Genomic DNA, 16833 nt, shown 5'->3' on the forward strand with positions numbered 1-16833 from the left:
ACCCGTCGTCATCCCTGCGGCACGACGACCCCGAGCGATCCGGCACCGAGGCACACGGTGGTGCCGGGAGTGGACGAGCGCGCCTGCAACGCCGAGCCGTCCCCGGAGACGCGGACGTACACCGTCCCGAGTCCTTCGGTGACGGGAACCGTGACGGATGCGTGGCCGGGGAAACCGAGGTCGATCGTGCCGTCGGCGGAGGCCCGATAGTTCACCTGCACGGTCCACTCCCAGTCGCCCGCAGGGGAGTCGAGCGGCACGGCCGTGACGGCGCCGGTGGTGACGCGATGACCGCAGTCGGGTTCGGGGCCGGGCGGGACGAAGCGCAGCGGCAGCAGGTCGGCGGGGGTGCGATGGCCGAGATCGTCGAGGACCCACAGGTCGGTCGCGTGGTCGCGGATGTCGGACCTGCCGGGCAGCGCGGAGAAGACGGACCCCACCAGGTTGTGCGGGTAGGTCACGGGCAGCAGGATCCACACCGACACCGGATGATCGAGCACGGGTTGGTCGGGCCGGGCCGTGAGCGCTGCCTTCGCCGCCGCGAGATAGTCGCCCGTCGGATTGTCCGACCAGCTGCGCGCGAACGTCACGGTCGACCACAGCGAGCCGACGGTGAACACGGCCGCGCAGATCCAGGCGGTCGCACGCACGGCACGCGGACGGGTCGTCGTGCCCCGTCGCGGGGCGCGCAGGATCAGCGCCGCGGCGATCGCGACGACCACTGCGGAGTCGGCGAAGTAGCGCAGCGTGCGCGCGAGTTCGTAAGTGGTCTCCGGGCCGAAGCGGGTGCTGATCATCGCGGTGAGGGAGGCGAGTACGTAGGCGATCGTTGCGAGCCACACCGGCCCGGTCCGTCGCCGCCGGCGCACCGTCCACACTGCCGCACCCGCGACGGCGAGCCACGCGATGACGACGAGCACGAGCGGGGGATCGGCCCAGGGCGGGCTCGGATTCCACCGTTCCCACTCCCACGGACCACCGAGCAGCGACGGCAACAGCCCGTAGGAGATGCCGTGATGGGTCAGCCCGGCCACCATCGACCACGGCGGGATCCCGAACCGGGATTCGACGATCGTCGCGTAACCGACCGCCCACGCGACCAGCACGGCTGCCGAACCGAGCCACAACGGGCGGCCCTGCGCCCACGTGCTGCGGATCGGCCGGGCGAGTCCGTCGACGTGGTGCGCGAGCGCGACCGTCGCGAACGCGACGAACGGAACGAGGACCGACTTCTCGAAGAACACCAGCGCCACAGCGGTGACGACGAGGGCGCTCACGAGATGACGCCGTCGACCGGTCCTGCTGTACTGCAGCGCATCTCCCGTCACCCAGGCCAGTGCCGCCTGCAGCGGCAGCGCGTTGAGCGCCGCCGCCCACCACGCGAACGCCGGAAGTGTCAGCGGTGTGAGGAGATAGAACAGCAGCGGCCCCCACAGCGCGCGTCGCGGGCCGAGCAGCAACCAGAGCACCCGCAACACCGCCAGCGACGCGAGCAGCTGACCGATCACGAGCGAGGCCGCCGCCGGCCACCATTCCAGCGGCGCGATCGCCGTGGCGATCCCCGCCACGAGGAAGGCGGCGGGCATCAGGTGACCGTCGTGGTCGTACCGCAGGAAGACGTCGGACAGCAGTGGATACGACCCCGCGCGCCCGACGAGGATCAGGTCGTCCCAGTAGAACTCGCCGGTCGCGGCCACCACGGTCCGGAGGATCGTCTGCAGCAGGATCAGCGCGAGGGCGACGGCGAGCACGTGGCGCCGAGGAGATCGCGCCGCCTGCGCAGCGCGTGTCGAGGGGCGGTCGAGTTCGGTGGTCACAACCAGTTGTTGCGCCTGAAGGTGACGAACAGTCCCACGGTGATCGCGACGATCGCGGAGAGCACGACGTAATAGCCGTACTCCCACTGCAGTTCGGGCATGCGATCGAAATTCATGCCGTAGATCCCGGCGATCATCGTCGGCACGGCGGCGATCGCGACCCACGCGGAGATCTTGCGCATGTCGGTGTTCTGCTGCACGGTGACCTTCGCGATCGCCGCGTCGAGCAGCGTGCCGAGCGTCTCGTCGAAGGCGGCGATGCGATCGGACACCGTCGTGTGATGGTCGGCGACGTCGCGGAAGTACCGCCGGACGTCCTTCGGGATCGGGTTGCCCGGCGCCCGGATGAGTTGCTGCAGCGGTTCGGCGAGCGGAACGACGGCACGGCGCAACTGCACGATCTCGCGCTTGAGCATGTAGATCTGGTCGACCGCGATCCGCGTGTCGGGGGTGAACACGAGCTCTTCGATGTCGTCGACGTCGGGCTGCACGGCCGTGGTGACGGCGAGATAGGAGTCGACCACGTGGTCGGCGATCGCGTGGAGCACGGCCGCCGGACCGCGGGCCAGACGATCGGGATCGAGTTCGAGGCGCTTGCGCACGTGCGACAGCTCGGAGTGGTCGCCGTGCCGCACGCTCACGATGAAGTCGGGGCCGGTGAACAACATGATCTCGCCGGTCTCGACGATGTCCTTGGTGGTCGTCACCGACTCGTGCTCGATGTAGCTGACGGTGCGCAGCACCAGGAACAGCACGTCGTCGTAGCGCTCGAGCTTCGGCCGCTGGTGGGCGTGGACGGCGTCCTCGACCATCAGCTCGTGGAGGCCGAAGGTGCGCGAGACGTTCGTCATCTGCTCCTCGTCGGGATGGTGGAGCCCGAGCCACACGAATCCCGTACCGCGCCGACGTACCTCCGCCACTGCCTCGGTGTGGGTGTAGCGGCCGGGCAGGCGGTGCCCGTCGACGTAGACCGCGCAGTCGACCACCGCGTGCTCGGTAGGGACGGTGGGAACCGGGGGAGTGGGACCGCGACGGGCGGCACGAGAAGGCTGGTGCGGCATGTTGTCCTTCCTCACGGCATGCCGCTGGGACGCGGCCCGGTCGCAGGCCCGCGACGCGGCGGTCGCCCGTCGGGGGACCGGGCGGGGCAGCTCCAGTCATGCTAGCCCGCCGACCTGACAGACTGGTGGCGTGCGTATCGATCTCCACACCCACTCCTCCGCGTCGGACGGCACCGATGCTCCTGCGGACCTGGTCCGTGCCGCTGCCCGGGCAGGTCTCGACGTCGTGGCCCTGACCGACCACGACACGACCGCGGGATGGGACGAGGCCGCGGCGGCCCTGCCTGCGGGCCTGCGTCTCGTCCGGGGGATGGAGATGTCCTGCACGGGACGCGGGGAGGACGGAGCTCCGGTCGCCGTGCACCTGCTGGCCTATCTGTTCGATCCGCACGACGCGGTCTTCGTCGCCGAACTCGAGCGGCTCCGCGGGGAGCGGGTGTCGCGGATCCGGGCGATGGGTGTGCGGATGACGGACGACGGTCTGCCGATCGACATCGATGCGGTGCTCGCCGAGGCGGGCCCCGCCGCGGGTCGGCCCCATCTGGCGCGGGCGCTCGTTGCCGCCGGTGTGGTGCCCACGGTGGCCGACGCGTTCACCGAGCTGCTGTCGCCGCGCGGCCGTTACTACGTACCGAAGGCCGACACCCCGCTCGTCGATGCCGTGAAGATGGTGACGGCCGCGGGTGGTGTACCGGTGGTCGCGCACGCCCGGGCACGTGCGCGTGGGCGGCTCCTCGCCCTCGACCACATCGAGGAACTCGCCGAGCTCGGGCTCGGTGGTGTCGAGGCCGACCATCCCGATCACAACGAGCAGGACGTACGGACGATGCGCGACCTCGCGCGGTCGCTCGGCGTGGTCGTCACGGGATCGTCCGACTATCACGGCGACAACAAGACCGTGAGGCTCGGCAGCTTCACCACTGCTCCGTCGGCGTACGAGGCGCTTCTCGACCGCGCGACCGGCGTGGAGGTGCTCGAGGGATGAGGCGACGGGGCGCGCGGTATCCGGACGAGGAGTACGGGTCGCCGGACGACGAAAACTACTACGACAGTGAGTACTACACCGAGCCGTATTACCCGGACGACGGGTACTACGCCGATCCGTACGAATCCGCACCGCGCCGGGCGAGTCTGCCGGTCCGCGTCCTCCGCGCTCTCTCGGGCGTGGTGTGCGGAGCGGTGCTGGTCCTGACGCTCGTGGTGTGCGGCGCCCAGTACCTCGCCGGCGACCGCGGTTTCCCCGGTCCGGGGACCACCTCGGTCGCCGCGCACCTCGTCGCCGCGCTGGTGGCCGTGATCGCCCAGGTGACCGCGGATCGGCGGTCGGGTGGCGCAGCACTCCTGTCGAGCCTTGTGGTGATCTTCACTGCATCGATTCTGATGATCACCCAGTGGTGGGGATGACGGCCCCGAGTGCCATCTCGGCTACCCGCCGGTAGCCCTCGTGTAACTGCGGAAATTCATGCCGATGCGCCCGCGGCGCGGTGTTCACGGCACGTAAACTCACAGGTGAGGCGACAAAACCGTGAGACCTTCGCAATCGATGCCGATTTGATTGTTCGTCTGCGAAGGTGGCAAACTTGCGGCAATCCGAAAGCCGGAATACCCCGGAATCGGACGAAGGATGGCAGACCCACCCAGGGCTAGATCACCCAGGGCTCGATGCCAGGGCCACCCGCCCCGGCTCCATCACGTTCCGGAAGCCGTACAGCGTTGTACAGCGGCAGTCGTGATCGCGCCCGGAAGCTTCAACCCAATGTCCTTGGCGAAGCACTGCAACTCGATGCATGCACGTGTGTGAAATGCATTGAAATGCGGTGTTTTCGCAGCAACCGAGTCCAGAGGTCGACTCGGCACACGCAGGAGTGTCATCGTGTCAATTGTGTCTGATGCACCTACCCCTCAGAAGCTCGAGTTGACGGACGAGGAGATCTTCTCGAGTCACGTCGACGGCAAGCTGTCGGTCGAGCTGACCGCGCCGCTCGAGAACCAGCGCGATCTGTCCATTGCGTACACCCCCGGTGTCGCCCAGGTCTGCCGGGCCATCGCCGCCGACGAGACCCTCGTCGACCGTTACACCTGGACCAACCGCCTGGTCGTCGTCGTCTCCGACGGCACCGCGGTCCTCGGTCTCGGCAACATCGGCGCACGTGCCTCGCTGCCGGTGATGGAGGGCAAGTCCGCGCTGTTCAAGAAGTTCGCGGGCCTGAATTCCATCCCGCTGGTGCTCGACACCACCGATCCCGACGCGATCGTCGAGACCCTCATCCGGCTGCGTCCGTCCTTCGGCGCCGTCAACCTCGAGGACATCTCGGCGCCGCGCTGCTTCGAGATCGAGAAGCGCGTCATCGAGGCGCTCGACTGCCCGGTCATGCACGACGACCAGCACGGCACCGCGATCGTCGCCCTGGCCGCCCTCAAGGGTGCGCTCAAGGTGCAGGGCCGCGACATCGCCGACCTGCGCATCGTGATCTCCGGCGCCGGTGCTGCCGGCGTGGCGTGCACGAACATCCTGCTCGCTGCCGGTGCGCGCGACGTGGTGGTGCTCGATTCGAAGGGCATCATCTCCGCCGACCGCACCGATCTCGGTGAGATCAAGGCCGATCTGGCCTCCCGCACCAACCCCGAGGGCCGCAAGGGCGGTATCGCCGAGGCGCTCGACGGCGCCGACGTCTACCTCGGCGTCTCGTCGGGCACCGTGCCCGAGGAGATCGTCGCGACGATGGCCGACGACTCCATCATCTTCGCGATGTCGAACCCGGATCCGGAGATCCACCCCGACATCGCCCACAAGCACGCCGCGATCGTGGCGACGGGTCGCAGCGACTTCCCGAACCAGATCAACAACGTGCTGGCCTTCCCCGGTGTGTTCAAGGGCGCGCTCGACGCAGGTGCCCGCCGCATCACCGAGGGCATGAAGCTCGCCGCCGCCGAGGCCATCCTCTCGGTCGTCGGTGACGAACTGGCCGTGGACAAGATCGTCCCGAGCCCGCTCGATCCGCGCGTGGCGCCCGCCGTCGCCGAGGCCGTCGCGGCCGCGGCGAAGGCCGAGGGTGTCACCGACTAGGGATTCGCTCCCGGCGAGATCGCACCGAACGCCCCGATCCGAACCGCACAAGGGTTCCGGACCGGGGCGTTCGGCGTCCCGGCGGGCCGGACGGCCGGGCACGTGCGGACCGTGGCACACCGGTGGGCGACAATGACCGCCGTGGCGAACGAAGCGAGACGGATCCGGCCGGTCGCGGCGACGGGGCTCACCGCATGCGCGGCGGTGGCCGTGCTCCAGGGATGCGCGTCACCCGTCCTCGACGAGGCGGCACCGTCGACGACGGTGATCGTCGGAGCGGGGGAGCGGCCCGACGAGGAGCTGCTCGCGCAGTTGTACGCGGGAGCACTGCGCGGCAGCGGGATCGACGTGCAGGTCCGCTCCGACGTGGCCGACCCGCCCGCAGCGCTCGACGCCGCCGACCTCACGCTGATCCCCGGCTACACGGGACGGCTGCTCGCGTCCTACGACCCCGGTGCCGACGCGACCGACGCCGAGGACGTCTTCGAGGCGCTGGCGCGGGCGCTGCCCGACGAACTGACGATCTCCGACTACGCCTCGGCGCAGGACCGCACGGTGCTGCTCGCCGACCGCGAACGGCTCACGCAATGGCCGGTGAGCCGCGTGGCCGACCTCGCCGACCGTTGCGCCGACCTGACGTTCGCGGTGACCGAGGACTTCGAATCCGCCGGTGGACTCACCGCACTCGAACGCGCGGACTGCCGCCCGCGCGAGGTGCGGCGGATCGAGGATGCGCAGTCCGCTGCCGTCGCATCGGAAGCCGACACGGTTGTCGGAACCACCACGACGTCACCCGCCCTCGCGGAGATCGACGCGGACTCGCCCGTGAGCACCGTGCCCGACGCCCCCGACCGCAACCCGCAGGACGATCCGGAGGCCGACGACGCCCCCGCACCGGTCCTGCCGGCCCAGAACGTCGTCCCGGTCTTCCGCAAGGGCACCCTCGACGAGGCGCAACTCGACGCGCTGCGGACCATCGCCGGTGAGCTCACCACGAGCGATCTCACCGAACTGCGTGCGCGGGTCGACGAGGGAGACGATCCCGAGACCGTGGCCCGCGAGTGGATCGACGAACACACCGGAGCGTGAACGGCACCCCGCTGGTACTCAGCCGGCGCGGGTGCCCATCCGGTCGCGGAGGAAGACACCGAAATCGGAGATCGCCGCGGCGGCCTCGGGAACGAGCGACGCCTGCAACGGCGCGACGTGCCACAGTTCGGGTTGCTCGACGAGGGTGACGTCGACGCCCGCCGCCCTGAGCTTCTCGGCGTACTGCCGCACCTGCGGGTAGAACATCTCCGCGGTGCCCACCTGGATGAGCGTCGGCGGCAGACCCGCAGGATCGGCGTGCATGGGCGCGTAACCGGGATCGGTGGGATCGCTGCCGCCGAGATATGCCTCGGCCGAGGCGTACAGCCAGCCGGTGTTGATCACGACGTCGTTCACCTCGGGCAGGTCGCGGACACCGGGATCGGTCCACGGCGACAGCAGACCGAGCGCGGGCGGGGTGATCCCGTGGCGATCGATGAGCCGGTGCGTGGTGGCCGCAGCGAGACCACCACCGGCCGAGTCGCCGGCGATCGCGGTGCCCGGCACCTCGAAGCCGTGCTCGCTGACGAGTTCGAGATAGGCCGCTTCGGCGTCGTTCAGCGCCGCCGGATAGGGATGCTCGGGAGCGAGCCGGTAGTCGAGGACGTACACGGCCGACCCGGACGCGGCCGCGAGATACGCCGCGAGCGAGCGGTGCGTGGCGAGCGACCCGCCGGTGTACGCGCCGCCGTGCAGATACAGGATCGCCGTGGTCCGCTCGGTGGCGCCCACGGTGATCCGCTCGGCGGGGCGTCCCGCCAGCCGGATCGGGCGCACCACGGTGTCCTTCGGGAGGAACTGCAACGGCGCCGCGAGATCGAGCAACCGACGCTGCGTGGCGAACGACCAGCGCGGCGACAGCAGGGCACGGAAGAGAGGACGCAGGGCGGTACGCGCCACCCGCGGTGACAACTGCGGTGTCGGAGGCATGCCGCAGCCTATCCCTTCGGCACGACCCGGGAGGTCACGGTGGCGACGACACGCTGATAGGCCGGTCCGGCGACGCGGACGAAGGCGTCGAGCAGCTTCGCATCGGCGCCGATGAGCACGCGCGCCTTGTTCTTCCGCACCCCGGCGAGGATGGTCTTCGCCGCGTCCTCGGGGGTCGTGCGTGCGAGCTTGCGGTCGAAGAACTCCGCGAAGGTCGCCTGGTCGGCGCCGTCGGGGACGGCGGCGTTGCGCGCGATCGCGGTCTTGATACCACCGGGATGCACGCACGTGACCTGCACGGGATGCCGCGCGACGAGCATCTCCTGCCGCACCGCCTCGGTGAAGCCGCGCACGGCGAACTTCGCCGAGTTGTACGCCGCCTGGCCCGGGATGCTCAGCAGGCCGAACAAGCTCGAGACGTTGATCAGGTGGCCGTCGCCCGACGCGATGAGATACGGCAGGAAAGCCTTGGTGCCGTTGACGACTCCCCAGAAGTCGACGTCCATCACGCGCTCGATGTCCTTGAACTCGGTGCGCTCGAGGTCGCCGTGATAGGCGATGCCCGCGTTGTTGTACACCTGGTGGACCGCGCCGAAGTGGGCGGCGACCTGCTCGGCGTACTCGAGGACCTTCTCGCGTTGGGTGACGTCGAGATGATCGGCCTTCACCTCGGCGCCGAGATCCCGTGCGCGACGCGCGGTCTCCTCGAGCCCTGTGGTGTCGACGTCCGAGATCGCCAGGCGGGCACCGTGGGCCGCGAGGGCGAGGACGAGGGCCCGTCCGATCCCGGAACCCGCGCCCGTGACGACGACGACCCGGCCTGCGAAATCACTCATCGAACTGCTGCCTCTCGGGACGTGCGCTCCTGCGCGGGACGGTCGGTGACGACGGGGAGATCCGACTCGGCGACGCTACGGTACGCCTCGAGGTCGAATCTGCGGGTGATACGGCGGAATTCGAAGGTGAATCCCGGCCACAGCGTGGTGTTGTTGCCGTGCTTGTCGAGATACCAGCTCGCGCACCCGCCGTTGTTCCACACGCTCGATCGCAGCGCGCGCTGCAGGTCGCGGTTGTACTCGTCCTGCACGTCCTCGCGGACCTCGACCGTGCCGATGCGGTTGCGGTCGATCGTGCGGATCGCGTCGACGACGTATTCGAGCTGCGACTCGATCATGTACACCATCGAGGTGTGGCCGAGTCCGGTGTTCGGTCCGACGAGGAAGAACAGGTTCGGGAAGCCGGCGACCGAGCTGCCCTTGTACCCTTGCATGCCGGTCTCGTCGAAGACCTCGGCGAGCGAGCGGCCGTCCTTGCCGAAGATGCCGGCGAAGGTCGGGGAGTCGGTGACGTGGAAGCCGGTCGCGACGACGATCGCGTCGACCTCGCGTTCGGCGCCGTCCTTCGTGACGATGCCACGCGGGGTGACGCGGGCGATGCCGTCGGTGACGAGGTCGACGTTCGGCCGGTCGAGCGCGGGGTAGTAGTTGTTCGAGATCAGCATGCGCTTGCAACCGATGCCGTAGTTCGGCGTGACCTTCCGGCGCAGTTCCTTGTCGCGGATCTGCCGGCGGACCTGGATGCGCGCGGCGAGTTCGAGCGGCTTCATGAAGGCCTGGGCCTTGGCCAGACCCACGACCTGCGTCTCGCGGGCGGTGTACTGCAGGGCGCGCGAGAGACGCTGGAAGCCGGGGATGTAGCGGAAGGCGAACCGCTCGGGTGCGGTGTACTCGCGGTCGAAGCGGGGGAGGATCCACGGTGCCGTGCGCTGGTACACGTCGAGACGGCCGACGGTGCCCGCGATGGCCGGCACGATCTGGATGGCGGAGGCGCCGGTGCCGATGACCGCGACGCGCTTGCCGGCGAGGTCGGCGTCGTGGTTCCACCGCGCCGAGTGGAAGATCTCGCCCTCGAAGCCGGAGATGCCCTCGATGTCGGGCAGCGACGGCTCGCACAGGGCGCCGACCGCGGAGATCACGACCTTGGCGCTGTACTTCCCGCGCGTGGTGGCCACGTCCCAGCGGTGCGTCGCGGTGTTCCAACGGGCCGTTTGCACGTCGCACCCGAAGACAGTGCGTCGCCGCACGTCGTACCGGTCGGCGACCGAGCGGATGTACTCCTGGATCTCCGGCTGCGGCGAGAACGAGCGCGTCCAGCCGGGGTTGAGGGCGAACGAGTAGGAGTACAGGTTCGACGGCACGTCGCACGCCGCACCGGGGTAGGTGTTGTCGCGCCAGGTGCCGCCCACCTCGGAGGCGCGTTCGAGCACGAGGAAGTCCTTGCCCGCCTGCGACAGTCGGATGGCCGCGCCGAGCCCGGCGAACCCGCTGCCGATGATCAGCGTGTCGACCTGACGGATCTCCGCGTCGGCGACGGTATCTGTTACCGGAAGACTCATGTACTTGAGGCTAGAGCGTTCCAGTGACCTGGTCAACACTTGTTGACCATAATTCAATAACGGTGTTTGCATGGTGGACGTGGCAGAAGACAGTCCCGGACCCCGCCGGACCCGCCTCGGTCCCGCCCAACGCCGAGCCCAGCTGATCGAGCAGGGCCTCGAGCTGCTCGCCGACCGGCCCCTCGAGCAGATCTCCGTCGACGAGGTCGCCGAACGGGCCGGTGTCTCGAAGGGGCTGCTGTTCCACTACTTCGCCTCGAAGCACGACTATCACGTCGAACTCGTGCGATGCGTCGGCCGGGATCTCGTCGAGTACACCGCACCGGACGAGGGACTCGAACCGATCGAGATGCTGCGCGGCACGCTCGTGGCATACGTCGACTACGTCACCCGGCGCCGCGACATGTACGTCTCGATCCTGCGCGGCGCGACCAGCGGCGACCCCGACATGCGGGCGGCCTTCGAGGACACCCGCACGGCGCTCGTCGACCGGACCGTCGCGCACCTGCCCGCCATCGGGATCGAGCCGACACCGGCCGTGCGGCTCGCCGTGCGCGGCTGGGTGGCCTTCGTCGAGGACACGACCGTCGCATGGCTACGCGATCCCGAACTCACGCGCGACGAGTTCGTCGAACTGGCCATCGCGGCGCTGTCCGGCGTTACGCTGGCGGCACATTCGCTCCACTCTCCGGCCGGCGACGCAGCTCCGGCCGGAGGGGATCTCAGCGATCGTTTCCGGGAAGGTACTCCTGCAGCTTCGTCTTGACGCCCTGTTTCACGAAGCCCCAACGGTTCTCGTCACCGGCGAGCACGGCCTTGGCGACGTCGGTGAACTGCTCCCACGTCGCGTGCGGCGGGATCGGCGGCATGTCCGGATCGGTGTACACGTCCAGCACCGTCGGACGATCCGCGGCCAGCGCGCGATCCCAGGCCGAGCCCATCTCGTCGGAAGACTTCACGGTCTCACCGCCCAGTCCGAGGCTGCGCGCGAAGGCGGCGTAGTCGACGTCCGGAAGCGACTGGGACTCCGCGAATTTCGGTGCCCCGCCCATCGCACGCATCTCCCAGGTGACCTGGTTCAGATCGTTGTTGTGGATGATCGCGACGACGAGCCGCGGGTCCGCCCACTGCTGCCAGTACCGCTGGATGGTGATCAGCTCGGCCATGCCGTTCATCTGCATCGCCCCGTCGCCGGCGAACGCGACCACCGGACGACCCGGATGCGCGAACTTCGCGCCGATCCCGTACGGCACCGCCGGACCCATCGTCGCGAGGGTGCCCGAGAGCGAGCCGCGCATGTCGCCGCGGAACTGCAGTTGGCGCGCATACCAATTGGCGGCCGAACCCGAGTCGGCGGTGACGATCGCATCGTCCGGCAGTCGCGGTGAGGCCTCGGCGAACATCCGCAGCGGATTGACGAACTCCGTCTCGACCTCCGCCTGCTGCCCCATGGTCTGCCACCAGCGCTGCACGTTCTGCTCGATGCCCTCACGCCACGACCGATCCTCCTTACGCTGCAGCAGCGGGACGAGCGCGTCGAGCGCGGCGGCGGCATCCGCGACGAGGTTGACCTCGTTCGGATAGCGCATCCCGATCATGTTCGGGTCGATGTCGATCTGCACGCAGCGGGCCTGGCCGTATTCGGGCAGGAACTGGCTGTAGGGGAGCGACGAACCGACGATGAGCAGCGTGTCGCAGCCGGTCATCATCTCGTGGGTGGGCCGCGTGCCCAGCAACCCGATCGATCCGGTGACCCACGGCAACTCGTCCGACAACACGTCCTTGCCCAGCAGGGCCTTCGCCACCCCGGCGCCGAGCAGATCCGCGACCTGCTCGAGTTGCGCCCGCGCACCGCGGGCGCCGCTGCCGACGAGCATCGCGACCTTGTCCCCGGCGTTGAGAATCTCCGCGGCCCGCCGGATCGCGTCGTCGTCCGGTGCGATCCGGGGACGATCGAAGCCGACGCTCGACGGCACCATCTTGAACTCGTGGCCGGGCGGAGAGTACTCGAGTTCCTGCACGTCGCCGTGGATGATGACGGCCGTGGGCGTGCGGTACGCGATGGCGGTGCGCATCGCCCGGTCGAGGACGTTCGGCAACTGCTCGGGCACCGTCACCGTCTCCACGAACGCCGACGCCACATCCTTGTACAGCGTGTGCAGGTCTACTTCCTGCTGGTACGACCCGCCCATCGCGGAGCGGTCGGTCTGGCCCACGATCGCCACCACCGGAACGTGGTCGAGTTTCGCGTCGTACAGGCCGTTGAGCAGATGGATCGCGCCCGGGCCGGAGGTCGCCGTGCACACTCCGGGCCGGCCCGTGAACTTCGCATAGCCCACGGCTTCGAAGGCGCTCATCTCCTCGTGCCGGGACTGCACGAAGACCGGATCGTTGCCGGTACGCGTCCAGGCGGCGAGGATCCCGTTGATGCCGTCGCCGGGATATCCGAAGACGTGGTCCACCCCCACGCGCGCAGGCGGTGCAACAGGTAGTCGGCCACGGTCGGATTCGCCATCGGTAGCTCCTCGCAGGACGCGATCGGGGGTCCTCCGAAGGGTGCCCGTCGTGCCCGGTCCGAAACACACCGGAAAAGGCGTGAGCCGGGTCGATCGCCCCTCGCGGGGACGAACCGACCCGGCTCACATGAGAACCGTCAAGGACCCGAAGGATCCGAAACGGAGCTTCTAGCGACCGAAGGCCTTCTCGATGATCTCCTGCTGCTCGACAGCGTGGACCTTGCTCGAGCCGGACGACGGTGCCGACATCGCACGACGCGACACGCGCTTGATGCCGCTGAGCTTCTCGGGCAGCAGTTCCGGCAGCGCGAGGCCGAGGAACGGCCAGGCACCCTGGTTAGCCGGCTCCTCCTGGACCCAGAAGAACTCGGTGGCGTTCGGGTACTGCTCGAGCGTCTCGGCGATGCGGCGGCGCGGCACCGGGTACAGCTGTTCGATGCGCACGATCGCGACGTCGTCACGACCTTCCTTCTGCTTCTTCGCCAGCAGTTCCCAGTAGATCTTGCCGGAGGTGAGCAGCACGCGGGTGGCCTTCGACCGGTCGGCCGTGCCCTCCTCGTAGGGGACCTCTTCGAGCAGCGAACGGAACTTGCCCTGCGTGAAGTCCTCGACGTTGCTGACCGCGGCCTTGTTGCGCAGCATCGACTTCGGCGTGAACACCACCAGCGGGCGGCGGATGCCGTCGAGGTGATGGCGACGCAGCAGGTGGAAGTAGCTCGCCGGGGTCGACGGAACCGCGACCGTCATCGAGCCCTCGGCGCACAGCTGCAGCCAGCGCTCGATACGGCCCGAGGTGTGGTCGGGGCCCTGGCCCTCGTGGCCGTGCGGCAGCAGCAGCACGACGTCGGAGAGCTGGCCCCACTTGGCCTCACCGGACGAGATGAACTCGTCGATGATCGACTGCGCGCCGTTGACGAAGTCGCCGAACTGCGCCTCCCACAGCACGAGCGCGTCGGGGTTGCCCACCGAGTAGCCGTACTCGAAGCCCAGGCCCGCGAACTCGGTCAGCGCCGAGTCGTAGACCATGAAGCGGCCGCCGTTGCCGGCCTGGTTGGCCAGCATGGCGAGCGGGCTGTACTCGTCGCCGGTCTTGCGGTCGATGATGACCGAGTGGCGCTGCGTGAACGTGCCGCGGCGGGAGTCCTGACCGGCCAGGCGCACCAGGGCACCCTGCTCGGCCAGCGAACCGAACGCCAGCAGCTCGGCGAACGCCCAGTCGATCTTGCCGTTGCGCGACATCTCGCGACGCTTCTCGAGCACCGGCTTGACGCGCGGGTGCACGGTGAAGCCCTCGGGCGCCTCGGCGAAGGCATTGCCGATCCGCTCGAGCACCGAGCGGTCGACGGAGGTGTCGAGACGCTTCGGCGGGGTCTGGTCGAGCTCGACCGACTCCGACGGCTCCGGCGGGTACTTCTCGAGTTCGCGGACCTCGTTGAAGACCCGTTCGAGCTGTCCCTGGTAGTCGCGCAGGGCGTCTTCCGCTTCCTTGAGCGAGATGTCGCCGCGGCCGATCAGGGCTTCGGTGTAGCTCTTGCGGACGCTGCGCTTGGTGTCGATCACGTCGTACATCGCCGGCTGGGTCATCGACGGGTCGTCGCCCTCGTTGTGACCGCGGCGGCGGTAGCAGATCATGTCGATGACGACGTCCTTGTGGAACTTCTCGCGGAAGTCCACGGCGAGCTTCGCGACCCACACGCAGGCCTCGGGGTCGTCGCCGTTGACGTGGAAGATCGGCGCGCCGATCATCTTCGCCACGTCGGTGCAGTACTCGGACGAACGCGAGTGCTCCGGTGCGGTGGTGAAGCCGACCTGGTTGTTGACGACGATGTGCACGGTGCCGCCGGTGCGGTAGCCGCGCAGCAGCGCGAGGTTCAGGGTCTCCGCGACGACGCCCTGACCGGCGAACGCGGCGTCGCCGTGCAGCAGCAGCGGCAGGACGGTGAAGCCGTCCTCACCCTTGTCGAGGATGTCCTGCTTGGCGCGGACGAGGCCCTCGAGCACCGGGTTGACCGCCTCGAGGTGCGAGGGGTTCGCGGTGAGCGAGACCTTGATGTCGTTGTCGCCGAACATCTGGATGTAGGTGCCCTCGGCGCCGAGGTGGTACTTCACGTCGCCGGAACCGTGCGCAGCGGCCGGGTTCAGGTTGCCCTCGAACTCCGAGAAGATCTGCGAGTACGGCTTGCCGACGATGTTCGCGAGCACGTTCAGGCGTCCGCGGTGCGGCATCGCGATGGCGACCTCGTCGAGCGTGTGCTCGGCGGCCTGGTCGATGATCGCGTCCATCATCGGGATGACGGACTCGGCGCCTTCGAGCGAGAAGCGCTTCTGACCGACGTACTTGGTCTGCAGGAACGTCTCGAACGCCTCTGCGGCGTTGAGGCGGCTCAGGATGTACTTCTGCTGGGCGACCGTCGGCTTGACGTGGTGCGCCTCGACCCGCTCCTGCAGCCACTGCTGCTGCTCGGGCTCGAGGATGTGGGTGTACTCGACACCGACGTGGCGGCAGTACGCGTCGCGCAGCACCGACAGCACGTCGCGCAGCTTCATCTTCTGGTTGCCGTGGAAGCCGCCGACGTTGAACTCGCGATCGAGATCCCACAGCGTCAGGTCGTGGGTCGTGACGTCGAGGTCGGGATGCGACCGGAACTTGTCGCGCACGAACTGCAGCGGATCGGTGTCGGCCATGAGGTGGCCGCGGCTGCGGTAGGCGGCGATGAGCTCGAGCACGCGGGTGTGCTTGTCGACGAGGCCTTCCGGCACGTCCTTGCGCCAGCGGACCGGCTCGTAGGGGATGTGCAGGGTGTGGAAGATGCCGTCGTAGAAGTCGTCGCTGATGAGCAGCTCGTGGATCTTCTTCAGGAACTCACCCGACTCCGCGCCCTGGATCACGCGGTGGTCGTAGGTGGAGGTGAGCGTCAGCAGCTTGCCGATGCCCATCTCGGCGATCCGCGCGTCGGACGCACCCTGGAACTCGGCCGGGTACTCCATCGCGCCGGCGCCGATGATCGCGCCCTGACCCTGCATCAGACGCGGAACCGAGTGCACGGTGCCGATGCCGCCCGGGTTGGTCAGCGAGATCGTGACACCCGAGAAGTCGTCGCCGGTGAGCTTGCCGTCGCGGGCGCGGCGCACGATGTCCTCGTAGGCCGAGTAGAACTGCGCGAAGTTCATCGTCTCGCAGTTCTTGATGGCCGCCACGACCAGCGAACGCTGACCGTTCTTGCCCGGAAGGTCGATCGCGAGACCGAGGTTCGTGTGCGCGGGCACGACGAGGTTCGGCTTGCCGTCGACCTCGGCGAAGTGGTTGTTCATGTTCGGGAACGCCTTGACCGCCTGGACGATCGCGTAACCGAGGATGTGGGTGAACGAGACCTTGCCGCCCCGGGTGCGGGCGAGGTGGTTGTTGATGACGATGCGGTTGTCGAACATCAACTTCGCAGGCACCGCGCGAACACTGGTGGCCGTCGGGATCGACAGCGAGGCGTTCATGTTCTTCGCAACGGCAGCAGCGGCGCCGCGCAGAACCTTCTTCTCCTCGGTGGCCTGGCCCGACGGGGCCGCGGCGGGCTTGGGAGCCGGCTTCGCAGGCGCGGCCTTGGCCTTCGGCTGCGCCGCAGGCTTGGTCTCCGCCTTCGGCGCAGGCTCGGCCGGTGCGGCCTCGGCCTGCGGTGCGGGCTTGGCCGACGCGGTCTCGGCCTTCGGTGCAGGCTTGGTGGGGGCCGAAGCGGAGGAACTCGGCGCAGATGCTGTGCTCGGCGCGGGCTTCTCGGTCGTGGCGGTGTCGGAGCCGTTGGTGCCTCCGGCCACCGCGGCTTCCGGCGAATAGTCGGTGAGGAATTCGTGCCAACTCGCATCCACGGACGAAGGGTCGTCCTGGAAGCGCTGGTACATCTCGTCAACCAACCACTGGTTCTGTCCGAACTGTGATGTAGAGCTGCTGCTCACGGCAGTTGTTCGC

11 protein-coding genes and 1 pseudogene are annotated in these 16833 nt (G+C 68.6%); 5 read left to right on the forward strand and 7 right to left on the reverse strand.

All coding sequences use genetic code 11. The features are described from left to right. Positions 1-8 precede the first annotated feature (8 nt). On the reverse strand, positions 9-1817 hold the full coding sequence (locus LPH33_RS06975) for a hypothetical protein (RefSeq protein WP_229567562.1): 1809 nt from the start codon (positions 1815-1817) through the stop codon (positions 9-11). Continuing rightward, positions 1814-2878, reverse strand: a complete 1065-nt coding sequence (locus LPH33_RS06980; protein ID WP_026061105.1) for a magnesium and cobalt transport protein CorA — start codon at positions 2876-2878, stop codon at positions 1814-1816. Before LPH33_RS06980 ends, LPH33_RS06975 begins: the two co-directional genes overlap by 4 nt. Before the next feature lie 130 nt (positions 2879-3008). On the opposite strand from LPH33_RS06980, the gene LPH33_RS06985 reads away from it, so the two are divergent. The 4 genes from LPH33_RS06985 to LPH33_RS07000 all read left to right on the forward strand — a co-directional run bounded on the left by LPH33_RS06985 (position 3009) and on the right by LPH33_RS07000 (position 7034). Continuing rightward, on the forward strand, positions 3009-3863 hold the full coding sequence (locus LPH33_RS06985; RefSeq protein WP_229567564.1) for a PHP domain-containing protein: 855 nt from the start codon (positions 3009-3011) through the stop codon (positions 3861-3863). Further along, positions 3860-4282, forward strand: coding sequence for a hypothetical protein (locus LPH33_RS06990; protein ID WP_016692013.1), 423 nt, complete (start codon positions 3860-3862; stop codon positions 4280-4282). Before LPH33_RS06985 ends, LPH33_RS06990 begins: the two co-directional genes overlap by 4 nt. Before the next feature lie 469 nt (positions 4283-4751). Next, entirely contained in the window at positions 4752-5945 is a 1194-nt protein-coding gene (locus LPH33_RS06995) for an NAD(P)-dependent malic enzyme (RefSeq protein ID WP_229567566.1), read from the forward strand. Positions 5946-6077: 132 nt separating this feature from the next. Further along, positions 6078-7034 carry a glycine betaine ABC transporter substrate-binding protein gene (locus LPH33_RS07000; RefSeq protein ID WP_229567568.1) on the forward strand — a complete coding sequence of 319 codons (957 nt, stop codon included), beginning with the start codon at positions 6078-6080 and terminating at the stop codon, positions 7032-7034. Positions 7035-7052: 18 nt separating this feature from the next. On the opposite strand, the gene LPH33_RS07005 is transcribed toward LPH33_RS07000, so the two are convergent. The 3 genes from LPH33_RS07005 to LPH33_RS07015 are packed head-to-tail and all read right to left on the reverse strand — an operon-like array spanning position 7053 to position 10359. Next, on the reverse strand, positions 7053-7964 hold the full coding sequence (locus tag LPH33_RS07005; protein ID WP_229567570.1) for an alpha/beta hydrolase: 912 nt from the start codon (positions 7962-7964) through the stop codon (positions 7053-7055). Positions 7965-7972: 8 nt separating this feature from the next. Then, entirely contained in the window at positions 7973-8800 is an 828-nt protein-coding gene (locus LPH33_RS07010) for an SDR family NAD(P)-dependent oxidoreductase (RefSeq protein ID WP_229567572.1), read from the reverse strand. Beyond that, the gene (locus tag LPH33_RS07015; RefSeq protein ID WP_229567574.1) at positions 8797-10359 is read right to left on the reverse strand and encodes a flavin-containing monooxygenase; all 1563 of its coding nucleotides are present in this window, start codon (positions 10357-10359) and stop codon (positions 8797-8799) included. The genes LPH33_RS07010 and LPH33_RS07015 overlap by 4 nt, the downstream gene beginning before the upstream one ends. A gap of 70 nt (positions 10360-10429) precedes the next feature. On the opposite strand from LPH33_RS07015, the gene LPH33_RS07020 reads away from it, so the two are divergent. Next, a complete protein-coding gene (locus tag LPH33_RS07020) occupies positions 10430-11125 on the forward strand; it encodes a TetR/AcrR family transcriptional regulator (protein ID WP_229567576.1) in 696 nt (231 codons plus the stop codon). On the opposite strand, the pseudogene LPH33_RS07025 reads toward LPH33_RS07020, so the two are convergent. Both LPH33_RS07025 and LPH33_RS07030 read right to left on the reverse strand, forming a co-directional pair. Continuing rightward, positions 11082-12874, reverse strand: a pseudogene (locus tag LPH33_RS07025) (thiamine pyrophosphate-requiring protein). The gene LPH33_RS07020 and the pseudogene LPH33_RS07025 sit on opposite strands and share 44 nt — an antisense overlap. 169 nt (positions 12875-13043) lie before the next feature. Continuing rightward, positions 13044-16820 carry a multifunctional oxoglutarate decarboxylase/oxoglutarate dehydrogenase thiamine pyrophosphate-binding subunit/dihydrolipoyllysine-residue succinyltransferase subunit gene (locus tag LPH33_RS07030; protein ID WP_160874802.1) on the reverse strand — a complete coding sequence of 1259 codons (3777 nt, stop codon included), beginning with the start codon at positions 16818-16820 and terminating at the stop codon, positions 13044-13046. Between the last annotated feature and the right edge of the window lie 13 nt (positions 16821-16833).

It is taken from the genome of Rhodococcus sp. RDE2, from assembly GCF_020885655.1.
Classification (GTDB): Bacteria; Actinomycetota; Actinomycetes; order Mycobacteriales; family Mycobacteriaceae; genus Rhodococcus; species Rhodococcus pyridinivorans.

Bases quoted from the DNA above. Each gene is read 5' to 3' on its own strand.
- LPH33_RS06980 (WP_026061105.1), bottom strand. From the start codon at position 2,878: ATGCCGCACCAGCCTTCTCGTGCCGCCCGTCGCGGTCCCACTCCCCCG.
- LPH33_RS06990 (WP_016692013.1), top strand. From the start codon at position 3,860: ATGAGGCGACGGGGCGCGCGGTATCCGGACGAGGAGTACGGGTCGCCG.
- LPH33_RS07000 (WP_229567568.1), top strand. From the start codon at position 6,078: ATGACCGCCGTGGCGAACGAAGCGAGACGGATCCGGCCGGTCGCGGCG.
- LPH33_RS07005 (WP_229567570.1), bottom strand. From the start codon at position 7,964: ATGCCTCCGACACCGCAGTTGTCACCGCGGGTGGCGCGTACCGCCCTG.
- LPH33_RS07010 (WP_229567572.1), bottom strand. From the start codon at position 8,800: ATGAGTGATTTCGCAGGCCGGGTCGTCGTCGTCACGGGCGCGGGTTCC.
- LPH33_RS07015 (WP_229567574.1), bottom strand. From the start codon at position 10,359: ATGAGTCTTCCGGTAACAGATACCGTCGCCGACGCGGAGATCCGTCAG.
- LPH33_RS07020 (WP_229567576.1), top strand. From the start codon at position 10,430: ATGGTGGACGTGGCAGAAGACAGTCCCGGACCCCGCCGGACCCGCCTC.